Origin of the sequence: Poriferisphaera corsica (assembly GCF_007747445.1) — a bacterium.
Classification (GTDB): domain Bacteria; phylum Planctomycetota; class Phycisphaerae; order Phycisphaerales; family Phycisphaeraceae; genus Poriferisphaera; species Poriferisphaera corsica.
This window is the reverse complement of record NZ_CP036425.1, coordinates 2,753,466-2,767,594: the sequence shown is the minus strand read 5'-3', so window position 1 is coordinate 2,767,594 and position 14,129 is coordinate 2,753,466. Positions and strand designations below refer to the sequence as shown.

General features: G+C 48.3%; 13 protein-coding genes. 10 read left to right on the top strand and 3 right to left on the bottom strand.

Annotated features, from left to right (window positions below; translation table 11 throughout):
* The first annotated feature begins 82 nt into the window (after nt 1-82).
* The 3 genes from KS4_RS11435 to KS4_RS11430 are packed head-to-tail and all read left to right on the top strand — an operon-like array spanning nt 83 to nt 2,432.
* The gene (locus KS4_RS11435; RefSeq protein ID WP_145078089.1) at nt 83-1,183 is read left to right on the top strand and encodes a dipeptidase; all 1,101 of its coding nucleotides are present in this window, start codon (nt 83-85) and stop codon (nt 1,181-1,183) included.
* Between the two features lie 11 nt (nt 1,184-1,194).
* Entirely contained in the window at nt 1,195-1,347 is a 153-nt protein-coding gene (locus KS4_RS17635) for a hypothetical protein (protein WP_200761189.1), read from the top strand.
* 29 nt (nt 1,348-1,376) lie between these two features.
* Entirely contained in the window at nt 1,377-2,432 is a 1,056-nt protein-coding gene (locus KS4_RS11430) for a glycoside hydrolase family 130 protein (protein ID WP_200761188.1), read from the top strand.
* A 45-nt stretch (nt 2,433-2,477) separates the two neighbouring features.
* Here KS4_RS11430 and KS4_RS11425 read toward each other — a convergent pair whose 3' ends face one another.
* On the bottom strand, nt 2,478-3,518 hold the full coding sequence (locus KS4_RS11425) for a type I phosphomannose isomerase catalytic subunit (RefSeq protein WP_145078085.1): 1,041 nt from the start codon (nt 3,516-3,518) through the stop codon (nt 2,478-2,480).
* Nucleotides 3,519-3,763: 245 nt separating this feature from the next.
* Between KS4_RS11425 and KS4_RS11420 the strand changes: the two genes are divergently transcribed.
* The 5 genes from KS4_RS11420 to KS4_RS11400 all read left to right on the top strand — a co-directional run bounded on the left by KS4_RS11420 (nt 3,764) and on the right by KS4_RS11400 (nt 8,380).
* Nucleotides 3,764-4,291, top strand: coding sequence for a hypothetical protein (locus KS4_RS11420; protein ID WP_145078083.1), 528 nt, complete (start codon nt 3,764-3,766; stop codon nt 4,289-4,291).
* Nucleotides 4,292-4,479: 188 nt separating this feature from the next.
* Nucleotides 4,480-5,742: a flavodoxin-dependent (E)-4-hydroxy-3-methylbut-2-enyl-diphosphate synthase gene (ispG, locus tag KS4_RS11415; protein ID WP_145078081.1), complete on the top strand. Its 1,263-nt coding sequence runs from the start codon at nt 4,480-4,482 to the stop codon at nt 5,740-5,742.
* Between the two features lie 291 nt (nt 5,743-6,033).
* Entirely contained in the window at nt 6,034-7,002 is a 969-nt protein-coding gene (locus KS4_RS11410; protein WP_145078079.1) for a PEP-CTERM sorting domain-containing protein, read from the top strand.
* A 176-nt stretch (nt 7,003-7,178) separates the two neighbouring features.
* A complete protein-coding gene (locus tag KS4_RS11405) occupies nt 7,179-7,583 on the top strand; it encodes a hypothetical protein (RefSeq protein ID WP_145078077.1) in 405 nt (134 codons plus the stop codon).
* Between the two features lie 119 nt (nt 7,584-7,702).
* On the top strand, nt 7,703-8,380 hold the full coding sequence (locus KS4_RS11400) for a hypothetical protein (RefSeq protein ID WP_145078075.1): 678 nt from the start codon (nt 7,703-7,705) through the stop codon (nt 8,378-8,380).
* Between the two features lie 99 nt (nt 8,381-8,479).
* On the opposite strand, the gene KS4_RS11395 is transcribed toward KS4_RS11400, so the two are convergent.
* A complete protein-coding gene (locus KS4_RS11395) occupies nt 8,480-9,910 on the bottom strand; it encodes an MFS transporter (protein WP_145078073.1) in 1,431 nt (476 codons plus the stop codon).
* 384 nt (nt 9,911-10,294) lie between these two features.
* On the opposite strand from KS4_RS11395, the gene KS4_RS11390 reads away from it, so the two are divergent.
* Together KS4_RS11390 and KS4_RS11385 are read left to right on the top strand one after the other, a co-directional pair.
* Entirely contained in the window at nt 10,295-12,103 is a 1,809-nt protein-coding gene (locus KS4_RS11390) for an ABC transporter permease (RefSeq protein ID WP_145078071.1), read from the top strand.
* Between the two features lie 97 nt (nt 12,104-12,200).
* On the top strand, nt 12,201-12,929 hold the full coding sequence (locus KS4_RS11385) for a hypothetical protein (RefSeq protein ID WP_145078069.1): 729 nt from the start codon (nt 12,201-12,203) through the stop codon (nt 12,927-12,929).
* A gap of 47 nt (nt 12,930-12,976) precedes the next feature.
* Here the strand turns inward: KS4_RS11385 and msrA are convergent, their stop codons facing one another.
* On the bottom strand, nt 12,977-13,663 hold the full coding sequence (msrA, locus tag KS4_RS11380) for a peptide-methionine (S)-S-oxide reductase MsrA (protein ID WP_200761187.1): 687 nt from the start codon (nt 13,661-13,663) through the stop codon (nt 12,977-12,979).
* Nucleotides 13,664-14,129: the final 466 nt, after the last annotated feature.

Here is a 14,129-nt window from a genome sequence, read left to right as displayed (position 1 = left end):
CTGGCGCAAGGCCTGATGGCGATATCGCTGAAGCGATGAGGTGTGGCGTTATTAAATAATCAGTAAGAAAAGGTCTTTAGTTATGCAGTTGATATTTGATGGCCACCTTGATTTGGCGATGCAGGCTTTGGTTTATGAGCGTGATCAGCGTTTGACGGTTGCGGAGATTCGGGGGCGTGAGCGTGCGGATAACCCGTCGGAGCGTGGGAGGTGTACGCTGAGTTTTGATGAGTTACGTGCGGCGAGGGCAGGGGTGGTGGTGAGTACGATCTTCATCAGGTGTAAGCCAGGGGTTGATCCGAACCGTGTGATCTTGCGGGAAGATGCGGATTATCCGTGCCCGACGATGGCTCATGCGAATGGTCAGATGCAGGTGTCGTATTACAAGTTGATGGAGGAATTGGGGGAGCTGCGGTTTATTACGAGCAAGGGTGAGTTGGCGACGCATTTGGAGTTGTGGGAAGAGTCGGATGATCCGGTGAAGGATAAGTTGCCGATCGGGATGATTATGATGATGGAGGGTGCGGACCCGATTTATCGTGTGGATCAGACGGCGGGGTGGTACGAGCAGGGATTGCGGTGTATCTCGTTGGCGCACTTTGGGAATTCGCGGTTTGGTTGTGGGACGACGACGGCATCGGAGGGGGACGGGCCGTTGACTGAGTTGGGTAAGGAATTGTTGGTGGAGATGGATCGGCTTGGGATCGTGCTGGATTTGTCGCATTTATCTGACATGAGTATTGCGGAGGCAACGGAGATTTATCAGGGGCCGTTGATTGCGACGCACTCGAATTGTAGAAGGATTGCGGATACGTCGAGACAGATGACGGATGTGCAGATCAAGAAGGTGATTGATCGCGGCGGCGTGGTTGGTGCAGTGTTGTGTGTGTCGATGATCAGGGGGGATTTTGATCGCAAGATGCCACATGACGTGTCTATCCGAGAGTTAGCTGATCATGTGGTGAGGGTGTGTGATCTGGCGGGAAACACGGATCATGTTGGGTTTGGAACGGATATGGATGGCGGGTTTGGTGCGGACTGGATCCCAACGGAGGTGGATACATATCGTGATCTGCAGAAGTTTGCGGAGGTTTTGAGTGGGCGCGGGTTTAGCGATGAAGATATTGCGAAGTTTTATCACGAGAACTGGTCACGGTTCTGGTTGAAGCACTTGCCGGGCTGATGGTGCATGAAATGAAGAGATATAAGAAACTGTCAGCGATTGCTGGCAGTTTTTTTGTTTTAGAGGAGAGAGATCTGGGAAATGATGATGGATATGATTTCCCTATGCGTGAGGGAATGGGGCGTGATTTGTCGATAAATATTGTGAAATTCAAGGGGATATGATGATGCTAAAGCGGGTGTTTTCGAAATGTATGTTGCGACCGAGTGATCTGAAGCCTTTGCATGAGGGGACGCGGGTTATCGGTGCGTTTAATCCGGGTGTGGTGAAGGATACGGATGATGGTGTGACGTATTTGGTGGTGAGGGTTGTGGAGGAGCCGTTGGATGTGCGAGAGGATGCGTGGGCGTCGCCACGGATTGTGGGTGAAGATGAAGGTGGTGGTGATGGTGGGATTGAGATTGATTGGATTGATAAGGCGGATGTGGATTTGAGTGATCCGCGGGTCTATCACGTGATTAGTACAGGGCTGATTCGATTGCGATTTATCTCGCATTTGCGGGTATATGTGTCGAAGGATGGGCGGACGATCGATAAGCAGATCGGGACGATTTATCCTGAGGGGCAGTATGAGGTTTATGGGATTGAAGACCCACGGATTACGCGGATTGGTGAGCGGTTTTATATGACGTATGTGGCGGTATCTGAGCATGGTGCTGCGACGGCGTTGATGAGTACGAAAGATTTTAGATCGTTTGAAAGGCATGGAGTGATTTTGCCGCCGGATAATAAGGATGTGATTTTGTTTCCGGAACTGATCGATGGGAAATATGTGGCGATGCATCGGCCGATGCCGTCGTTGAGGCTGACGAAGCCTGAGATATGGTTGGGCCATTCGAAAGACCTGAAGCATTGGGGTGAGCACGAGCAACTGATGGGATCGCGTGAATCGGTGTATCGTGATCGGATTGGCGGGGGGACGCCGCCGGTGCGGATGGAGATGGGGTATCTGAGTTTGTATCACGGTTCGGACAAACAAGCTGGTGAGGAGGGCGTGGGCGTTTATACCGCGGGTGCGTTTGTGATGGATAAGGTTGATCCACGGCGGGTGGTTGCGCGGACAGCTAAGCCGATCATGAGGCCTGAGGAGGACTATGAATTAAGGGGTTTCGTGAATAATGTTGTGTTTCCAACGGCGGTTGTTGAAGAGGGAGATATGTATCTGATTTATTACGGGGCTGCGGATGAGAATGTGGGGGTGACTGCGTTTAAGAAAGAGGATCTACATCGGGCGCTTCAGTTGGTATAAAAAAAGGCTCCACAATGGGAGCCTATTCGTTCGTTAGATTGATTTTTACGCGATGCGTGTGTCAGGTTCGGCTTGAGGGAAAGTAGTTTCGAGCCAGGTTGTGCCTTCTGACATTTCAACGGTGAGGTTGGAGATGTTGGGTGGGATGAGAAAGGTTTGACCTTTTTCGAAGGCGATATGTGGCGATGCATCACATGAGAAGTGGCCGGAGCCTTCAAGGAACATCCAGACGATCGGCTCGTTGTTGGTGAGCGGGTCTGTGAAGTTTGATTTTGCGATGTAGCGATCGAGGTTGAAGAATTTACAGGTGATGAGTTGTGTGCGTGAGGCGTATTGGCCGTCGGTGGTGATGTTGGGTTCGTATTTTGAGGTTTCTGCGGGCCCGAGGGTCATGCACTGCATGGCGGCATCGATGTGGAGTTCGCGGCCTGTGCGGCCCCAGTCGTAGACACGGAAGGTTGTGTCGCTGGGGGTTTGTACTTCGGCAGCGAGGATGCCTTGGCCTAAGGCGTGGCATGTGCCGCTGGGGACGTAGTGGCAGTCGCCGATGTTGACGGGGACTTTGATGAGCAGTTCTTCGACCGTGTTGCTTTTGATGGCTTGACGGAAGAGTCCTTCGGTGGTGCCTTCCTTAACGCCTTTGTATATGACGGCGCCGGGTTCTGCGTGCAGGATATACCAGCACTCACTTTTGAGGAAAGCGTCCTCGTGGGCGTCGGCGTATTTTTGGGATGGGTGTACCTGGACGGAAAGGTTGGTTTTCGCGTCGAGGAATTTGACGAGCAGGGGGAATGAGTTTGAATCGGTAAGGGGGAGGGAGCCGGTGATGGCTGGGCCGAGGGATTGGATGAGCTCTGAGATGGTTTGCCCTGAGAATTCACCGTTGGCGATGAGGGAGTGCTCGGGAGAGCCGCCGCCGCCGCTGACGGATGTTTGATTCAGGTCAGCGAGTTCCCAGGATTCGCCAATATGGGTGTTGGATGTGCCGGGTAGGGTTCGGTCGAGGAGTTCGAGCGTGCGGCCACCCCAGACCTTTTCCTTGTAAATGGGGTTCAGTTTCAGCGGGTAAAGCTTCTTTGCGTACATATCAACCACTCACTTCTGTAAAGTTGTGAAAAAGATATAAGCATGCGTCAACTGGACAGTTTCCACCCTGGTCCTTGTATAACATACACGATTTGATCAAATGTATCCAAAAAGAGACAAATAAAATCAAAATAAACGGATTACTTATGTAATTGTCAGTGTTTTTCTGGATTATTGCGATTCTGCGTAAATGATCAATCATGGCTTTGTTACAAGGTTGTTGGGGTCCGTAAATTGGAGGTTGTATGTATTGTTACAGAGTTGTGTTACTTGTCTGTTTATCGGTGTTTCTGGTCAGTGTGGAGAGTCTTTCTGCACAGTTAATTCGGCGATATGGGCCAAATTCGTATGGGACGCGAGGGGGGACGCTGGATCGGCTGTGGTATGATGCTGATCGGATGCGTGAACGGGAGATTGCGGGGAATCAGGCTCGAAATAATCCGTATTTAGCGGCCCAGCGGGGGTATGCGTATGACGGTGGGCTGAGGTATTTGCCGGCAGGGGCGAGGGCGCGGTATCAGACGTTTTTGTATCAATTTGGTGGTGTGCCGATCAATCCGGTCTTTCCGCCATGGGGGAGGTTTTATGATGTGCCGCGTGCGATGTTGGGGGTTGGGTTTTATTCGATATATCGTTCGCCGCTGTATACCTATGTGTGGCGGTTTGGACGGCAACCTTATCCACAAGAGCTGGGATTGTCGCCTGAATTGCCGAGCCAGAGGCGTGTATATCCGGAGCGGGATTTGCGATTGGACATGATTGAAGCGGAATAGGGGTGGTTGAGGTCTTGTGATATTGTACGGATGACGAATTGGTCGATATGACTGCTTGTGAAGAAAGCTGACGGGGTGGCGGCGAATCAGCTATACTTTTTACTTAAAGTGCTTGTGCGCTTTGCAGATATTTGCCTGTAAATAACACCAAGAACGGTATCCAAGAATCAAGAGGGGTACGCAGACATATGGCTCAACGACGACCAACACGTCAGGTAACACTCGGCTCGGATCATCATGGTTACGTTAAGATCGGTGGCGATGCGCCGGTGAGCGTACAGACGATGACCTCTGGTTATACGTACGACATTGATACGTGTGTTGCTGAGATCAATAAACTGGCAGCAGGCGGTGCGGACTTAGTTCGCGTGGCTGTGCCGGAGAAGAAAGATACGGATGCGCTGAAGGAGATTATTCCGCAGGTGAAGGTGCCGATCGTTGCGGATGTGCATTTCCATTTCCAAAGAGCTTTGGATGCGATCGAAGCTGGCGTTCATAAGATCCGTTTGAATCCGGGTAATATTTCGGATCGTAAGCAGGTTGAAGCGGTGATTGAGGCCTGCAAGGACAAGGGCGTGCCGATCCGTATTGGGGTGAATGAAGGCTCAATTATTGAGCGTCGAGACAAGCAAAAACGCATGAAGGAATTAGGTGGTGTGTTTTCGAACAACAAGCATGGCCACTTTCTTGCGATCATGATTGCGAAGCTTGAAGAGTATTTGGATATTTTCTACGAAAAAGATTTTTATGACATTGTGATCAGTGCGAAGTCGCCGGACCCGAATTTGTGTATTGCGGCTTATACGGAAATCTCTAAACGCTTTGATCATCCGCTGCATTTGGGTGTGACGCATGCTGGACCTCGTGAGACGGGGAGTATTCGTTCGGTTGTGCCGCTTGGGCATCTGCTGGCAAGTGGTATTGGTGATACGGTACGAATTAGTTATGCGAACGATCCGATTTTTGAAGTTGAGGATGCGCTTGAGATGCTTTACTGCCTTGAGTTGCGTGAACGCAAGGGTGTGGACTTGATCGCATGCCCGACGTGCGGCCGCATACAGGTGGATCTGTTTACACTTGTTCAGGATGTGCGGAAGGTACTTGCTGAAGAGATTCAGTTGCCGATTAAGGTGGCGGTGATGGGTTGTATTGTGAACGGGCCGGGCGAAGCTGAGGGGGCAGATGTGGCGATCTTTGCGGGCGATCGACGCGGTATTATTTACGTCCAAGGGCAGCGTGTTGCGAATGTGAAGGAAGAAGAAATTCTTGAGGCATTGCTCGCTGAGTGTAAGAAGTTTGAAGCCAAGGTGTTGGCTGGCGAAGCAAAGCTTGGTGAGAAGGTCGTTGAGATCGCACCACCTGATCCAATCGGTGATCTGGGTTCCGGTTTCGATAAGATCGCTCAGGGCGATGTCGATAAATTGTCAGATCTGACGATTGGTGAATCATAATCGTTAAGATTAATCAATGATTTTAAATATGAAACAAATGATACGCAACGGTTTTAAAACTGTTGCGTTTTTATATATGGTCAGAAATGCTTTATATGAAATTAGCCGATAACCGCTTGTATTACAGGGGTTTTTGTAGCTCGGTCGATATGAGTTTTGTATTGATCCCAATAACGACAAGATTAGACTTGTCGGGTTAATGTTTGTGGATCATAATATCTGTGATTCATTATCTTTAGGGAAGCATTCTGTGTTGTAAGAGGGTGCGGAAATCATCAAACGGAGAGAGGCATGAACAATTTATGTAAATCGATCGGTGCAGGGCTGTGTATAGCGGCTTCTGTAGCGATGACTCAATCAGCGACAGCCAACATCGATATTGTGTTTGATTACACATACGATGCGAATGGTTTTTTTAATACGGGTTCAACCTTTGCAGACGGATCCAACGGTGCGACACGCCGAGCGCGTCTGGAAGAGGCTGCAACTTACTTTGAAATGTATTTCGAAGACTCACTTGATGCGATTGTGCCTGGTGGTGGTAATACGTGGAGTCAGAGCTTTTCAAACCCAGCAACCGGTGGTTCGACATTGATTGATAATCCGGCGGTTGGTCAAGATCAGATCGTGATTTATGCTGGTGGTCGCAACATGAGTGCGCTGGGGCGTGGCGGGCCTGGTGGTTGGGGAGGCACTGGAAATGCTTCGTGGTTTGATACGATCGGACAACGCGGTCAAGCAGAGACTACTGGCGCGAGTGCGGTAGATTTTGCACCTTGGGGTGGATCATTGACTTTCGATACAGATATCGTTGTGAACTACAACGGGAGTAATCTGGCTGTAGATTGGTTCTGGGGTGATGCGAGTTCGTCCGTGCCTGTTCAGACCGCCAATACCGATTCAGTCGTATACGATTTTCTTTCTGTGGCGATTCATGAAATCGGCCACGTGCTTGGTTTTGGAACATCAGACTCATTCGATAATCTGATTTCTACGGACTTGTTTACAGGTGCGAATTCTGTGGCTGAGTATGGTGGCAATGTGCCTGTCGAATCAGCAAGTGGTCACTGGCTGGATGATCTGGATGGCGGCATTCACGCGATGGATCCGACGATTGCAAATAATCAGCGTAAAATGCTGACCGACTTGGACTACGCGGGTTTCGCTGATATTGGCTGGCAGGTCAATATTCCTGAGCCATCGTCGCTATTGCTCCTGACTCTCGGGGCTGCGGCTATGATTCGTCGTAAGACGGCATAAATTAAAGCATCACAAAATGCATATAAAAGCTGACTGTTCTGCAGCCAGCTTTTTCTATGTCTGAATTGGGTAATCCCTGTCTATCGGTGATCAGATATCTGTGTCACGCTGTAAGTGGCGTTGTGATTCAATCATTCTAAGATCATTTCGAGACTATGAACTGGGAGCCTTTTTTTATGAAAGCTTTAGCGGTCGTTTTTATCTTGGTTGTCATTGCACTTGTAGGTATTTACTACGGCGCAGGTTTTTCGACACTTGACCCTGCGATTCAGCAGGAACAATTCGAGAATAACATCAAGGTAGGGATGCCTTGGAAGGATGTTGTGGATGCACGCATGCCTCGGAAAATGATTATCATCAATCCAAAAGCCAAGCTTGGCTATGGGCATGAAGTGAAATACAAGCAGCAAACAATCGAAGATTATCTTGGGCGTACCAGTGATAAAGAAGGCTTTATCTTTATCTACAATTTCTCTGCAAAAGATGTGACCGAGGTGTTTTTTGATATGAATGGGAACATCAGTTATATCGAGCATCCTAAGACTGTGGCAGATCTGTATCAGGGTACTTTTCATAAATAAACCCAATCTGAGAAGCATATTTGTTTTAGCATTATGGGAGCAGGTTTATGTCATCAGAGGCGAGGCCGACGGTATCCTGCCCATCCTGCGGCAAGGTTTATGTGTGGAAGCCGCAATTTATGGGTAAAGAACTGGGTTGCAAATGCGGTCATGATTTTCGTCCTGTAACGCCACAAGTTGTTGATCCGCATGCAGCTACTGGCGGCGTAGAAACCAGCACACAGTTTGGCTTATACGCACAGGCAAGTGGTGGTAAATCAGCGGTGGCCAGGGCGCTCGAAGAGCGTGTCGATGATATAACGCCATCTAAAGTCAAAGCATGGTATATACCTTTGGTGTGTATCCCCATCGGTTGGCTGGTCACAATCGGCTTGATGATTTTCCTCACGGGTGATCCATCGAAAGGTTCATTTATTGCTGTCGAAGTGATAATGATTCAAATGATCGTTTTTATTCCGACTGCGATATGGGCTTTGTTGTTTGTGGCTGACTGGTTTGATTTGGCGTTCTCCGATTTTAAAACAACGCTACTGAAAATTGCAGCGCTCACATTCTTGCCCGCGGCGATCTGCGACGTCTTGCTTGTGCAGATCATGGCGATTGCTGGTTTCGATCATTGGTATTTGGTTGCTTGCCTTGCGCCATATCTTTTTCTTTGTGGTGTGCCGGTGGGGCTGATGTTTGCAATGCAGCTCAATGAAGCATCTATTTTTCTTGTTTTACTTTTTATACCAAGGGCGGCTGCGTACTTTGGTTTGGCGACGATCTTCCCTGACTATTTTCAAAATATTTTCTAACTGTTTGTTAGCTCGAATTGTAAAAGAAAAGCGTCGCACTCTTAATAGACTGCGACGCTTTGTTATTTGTACAGGGCAGGGGTATTGCTGATAAAGGTATTAACCAGAAACGACTCGGCCTTGAGCGCGAAGTTGTCTTTGTCGCAATACGAGGGCGACCATACAGAAACCACCGAGGATGCCGAAGCCAGCCATGATGATGTACCAGAAGAGGTAACCGTAATCAGCTTCGGTTGCTTGAAGCACGCGGCCTGTAATGAAGAGTGATATTGCAGCACCGTAGTATTGGAATGAGTCAATAACACCAGCAGCGAAGCCAGCCATCTTTTTACCGCCTATGTCCATCGGTGCTGCTGCACCGACTAGCGAGTGCGTTGAGTTCACAGAGAGTGAAATCATGATGAGAATCGTACAGCCTACGACGATACCAAAGGCAGTAGGACTGACCCATCCCATGGAGAGGATGATCGCCGAGAGTCCGATGATGCACGCTTCACCGAAGTAAAGGACCGCAGCTACTGGCGCGCGTTTGCCGTTAAAGAATTTGTCTGAGATGAAGCCCGACCCGATAGATCCCATGATTGCGACAATCGGCATGAGCGAAAGTGTGATGACCACAATCCAAGGGATGTTGCCCTTCATATCAAAACCGAGTTGCTCTTCGAAGTAAAGGATTGAAATGTTATCAAGTGAGTGACGGACACCACCGGTACAGGCATATGCCAAGGCATAGAACCATACGAGCGGATGTAGGAAGATTGTTTTTAGTGAATGTATCAGCGGAACGGTTGTGCCTTCTGAATTATCGACCTCGTCTTCAATTTCACCAGGGAAGCCTGCTTCATCAGGAGATTGTTTAACCACGATGATCATGAATAAAGCGGCTGCAACCGTAAAGAGTGGTGGGATGATGAAAAGGTATCGCCATTCACCTTCTTTCATGAGGTAAAAGCTACCTAGCATGAGAGTGGTGCTTAGGATGAAGGGGGCAAGATTTGAGATAGCAATTTGGCCAAGTTGGATCATGATACCGAAGATACCCGCAAAGGTTCCACGTTCAGTGCGGTGGAACCATGCGGCATTGATTTTGACCATGCCCGGAGCGCCAAAGGATTGCATGTAACCGTTGAGGAGCGAGAGCATGCCGAATGTGGTGAATGAGCTGACCCAAGGTGAGAAGCCAAACATGAAGTTAATGATGATCGTGCCGATGGCTCCGATGAGCATGCAGCGTTTACCGCCGATGCGGTCAGAGAAGAGCCCGTTGATGAGTTGGCCGGTCCCATAGGCAAGTGCCCAAACGCCGAATAAATCCCCAATAGCAGTCTTGTCGAAGCCGAATTCATCACGCAAGCCGGGTGTCGCAAAACGGAAGTTGTAGCGGCACATGTAGTAGGTGGCATACATCAGGCCAAGTGCGAACCAGTTCATCCCACGGCGGAACCTAAACCCGGGGGTGTGATTGATAATAAAAGTACCACTGTCTTTCGTGGTGACCTGACTATCAAGGGCAGTGTTGTTCTCTGACATAATTGACCTGTGCGTAGAGGGTTATGGGGATTATCAACAGGCGGCTGCGCATAGCGCGAGCTTGCTAGGATAATGTAAATTGCTCATAAAATCCAAACAAAAAATTGACGCAAAAATAACCTGTCTAACAATGTTAATATGACATCAGTGAGGTCATGAATTATGCTAAATATATGACACTTATGCGCTTGTGATCATGCAGTAGAGGGCAAGGGGATTCCGCGGTTTTCTCACTTCGCAGGCTTCTGCTGACATTCTTACATGTCACGGTTTCTGTTTGCCATCTCGAAGAGAAGCAACATGTATATTGCATGACTTGTCGTTAACCGAAAACTCACAGAATCGCTGCTTCCACCTCCCATAATGCTCCTGTATCCTGCTCGCATGCAGTCCACAATTCAAACGCCCCCAACTACCGCTCCAGCCAGCAAATACCGCAAGCCACGCATCAATACGCGCCTTGTTTACCGCTACACATTGCTCGCGCTGCTCTTTGCAATTCTTGGCCTATTCCTCATTTGGCCCATTATCCTCACCGTCACAGGCGGGTTTACCGACAGTGATGGTCATTTCACTCTCTCATATCTACTTTCTATTTTCCAAGACCCGCTCTATATGCAAGGTCTGCTTAATTCACTGCTGATTGCCACTTGCACCACAGTCCTATGCCTCTTGATTACGCTTCCTCTTGCCATCATTGCCACTAAGTTTGATTTCCCCGGCAAGGTCGCAGTCTCATCTCTCATCCTCGTACCGCTCATCCTCCCGCCCTTTGTTGGTGCGATCGGTCTTAGAGCACTTCTCGGCCGCTTTGGCATGATCAACACCGTCCTTATGGATATTGGTTTCCTCGATCCCAACGGCCCCGGTATCGACTTTCTTGGCGGTGCTGTTGGCGGTCGGTTCTGGTCGGTCGTGGTCATGGAAGCTTTGCATCTCTACCCCATAATCTATCTCAATATCACGGCTGCTCTTGCAAATCTCGATCCTGCACTCGACGAAGCGGCTTTGAACCTTGGCGCTTCTCGTTTTAAACGCTTTTGGAAATGTACATTCCCTCTCATCATCCCCGGCATCTTTGCTGGCGCAACCATTGTTTTCATCTGGTCATTCACAGAGCTTGGTACGCCTCTGATGTTCGACTATTACAAAGTTACCCCGGTCCAAGTTTTTTGGGGCATCAATGAGATCGGCGACAACCCACGACCCTACGCGCTTGTTGTCGTGATGCTCTTCGTTGCTATCGCCCTCTACATGCTCGGCAAGTTTGTCTTCGGCGGTAAAGCTTATGAGATGCAGGCCAAAGCCTCTGTTGCTTCAACCGTTGAAAAGCTTCCGTTTGGCAAGGGGCTCCTTGCCCTTTTGCTTTTCGTTGGCATTACACTCCTCGCTGTCCTCCCGCATATCGGTGTCATTCTTTCATCATTCGCCGCCGACGGTACATGGTATCGCACCATCGTTCCTGCTGAGTTCACAATCTCGCACTTCAACTCCGCACTCACTCACGATCTCGCTATCGGCTCCATCTACAACTCGCTCTATTACGCCTTTGCCGCGATGATTTTTTGTGCCATCATCGGTATCGCAATTTCCTATCTAACAGTTAGGGTCAAAATCAAAGGCGGCTTTATTCTCGACTCACTTGCGATGCTACCACTTGCCGTCCCCGGCCTCGTCATGGCTTTCGGCTACGTCGCAATGACTCTTGAATGGCCTTTTCAAGAAGGCTCGATCTTTGGTGGTTTTTTCTCCGTTCTCGGTAAAAATCCAAACCCCGTGCCGCTTCTGATTATTGCATACACGATTCGGCGTCTGCCCTACATTGTCCGTTCAACCTCCGCAGGCCTTCAGCAGACCTCCGGTCTCCTCGAGGAAGCAGCCCTCAATCTCGGCGCCTCAACCATGACTTCCGTTCGCCGCATCGTTGTTCCGCTCATCATGGCTAACATCATCGCAGGTTCCATCCTCGTCTTTTCTTTCGCGATGCTAGAAGTCTCTGACTCACTCATCCTCGCTCAACAGGACAAAGATTTCCCAATTACCAAGGCAATCTGGGAGTTCTACTCTCGACTCGGTGACGGCCAGTATATCGCCTCTGCTATGGGTGTTTGGGGAATGGCTCTGCTCACGATCACTCTCGTAGGTGCTTCGGTCCTCATGGGTAAAAAACTCGGCGCCATCTTCCGCGTCTGATTTATAGGCAAATACATTGTTGGACAATATCTATCCAAAATAATGAGCATTTACTAAAATGCATGATGTCACGATTACCTTATCACCGGGGTGCATTATGCCTAAAAACGATATGCCCATTACACCTCTCATGATTCATGAGCCGATTCAATGCGCCAGTTGCGACTACAATCTGCTTAATCTTAGTACCGACAGCAATTGCCCCGAATGTGGCCTCGCGATCAATGAATCACTTGCTGAGTATCACAACACGACACAGCACGCAGTCATTACCGCACTTTTTCGTTTACTCATGGTTTACTGCTTTATCGTGTATATTTTCCCAATGATTGTGCAAATATTCGCTGCGTTTCTCACTTTTATTCTGCCTCAACAATCCACAGCGTTAGTAGCTATTGATGTTTCCTTCCAAGAATTCATCATGTTTGGTGGTATGCACGTTACTAGCGCAGTTTTTATTATCATGCTGTTTTATTATGCCCCCGCGATTGTCAATAAAATTTTTAAACCCCGCGGCCGTTTTATTCTTGGCCCCGGGCTTACTGCTCCCAAACTCATGACTGTTGGTCTAACTCTGATTGGCGCATACATCACATTCGCGGCCATCATCAAGCTCATCTATCTTTTCTACGGTATCGCCTATCAATCCTTCGGTATTGGTGACGACACCGCTCAACTCAGCTATTTTTTCCCATCAGGTGGCAGTGATCTGATGTATGCCATCCCCTACATCTTTCAATTCATCCTGGGTCTTGTCATCATCCTCGGCAAGCATGGCCTCGCAAATTTCATACACAAACTCCGTAACGCTGGGACCCGTTTATAAAAAAAGCGTGAGTAAAACTCACGCTTGAATCTGTGGTTCATTTGAGGTTATTTCATTTTCTGTGGATACTTCATTTTTAATTTTTCAATTTTCGGCAACGCCATATATCTGATATATGGAACATCAGGATTGTTTTCTGCATAATCCTGATGATAACTTTCTGCGACATAAAAACCATCTTTCGATAGTGGTTCAAGTGTTGTTACAATTCTCTTGTCCCCATACACTTTGTCTGCCTCTAACTGCTTAATATATTTTTCAGCTATTTCTTTCTGTTGTTCATTTTCATAAAAGATTGCAGACCGGTATTGTGGGCCAACATCATTCCCCTGCCGGTTTAGTGTCGTCGGGTCATGTGCCACTGTAAAGAAAATTTTGAGTAACTGCCCATATGTAATTTTCTTCGGGTCATAGGTAATTTGAATTGCTTCCGCATGCTTCGTTCGCCCAGCCGCAACTAACTTGTAGTTAGCCGTGCTCTTATCCCCGCCTGCATAACCCGATACAACGTTCTCAACACCATTTAGATGTTCAAATACACCTTCTGTACACCAAAAACATCCGCCCGCTAGTACTGCTGTCTTGAGCCCGTCACTTCGCTCGTCCGTATCTGAGATCTGCACACTTTCGACCGGCGAGTTTTGAACTTCATCAACCTTTGGCTCGGGGGCTTCCTTTAGTGGTCCGCCATCGCCACGGCTACACGAAAAACCAGTGAATGCTAACATCAACATCACACAAACTCCCAATATCAGAGCGGATCGCTCATGATTTAAGAACCACATCCTCATCGATACTGACCTCTTTATTAACCAATGCTAACGAACTAATCATAGGACTACATATGAGCAAAATCGACCAATTGTTCACATTCTGATCGCATGCAACCGTCGCGATTGACAACATTCACCGGTCAAACTTTTCAAAATATCCCATTAGCACGCATCGCTATTGAGACTACCGTTACGTGCTTGAATTTATTCGTAATGGTTTAGAGGTTTGTATTTAATGGGGCCTAGCGGGCTCGAACCGCAGGCCTACTTATTGCAAACATGCATTTTGAGTGACAAATCTGTGCCAAATATTGAATATCCTGCTGGATACCATCAGATGGATTTAACAATATAGATAATAGCATTGTTAATGATAAATGATTATGCGTACATCATTTTTAAGATATAAAGATCGATTAGTCGAAAC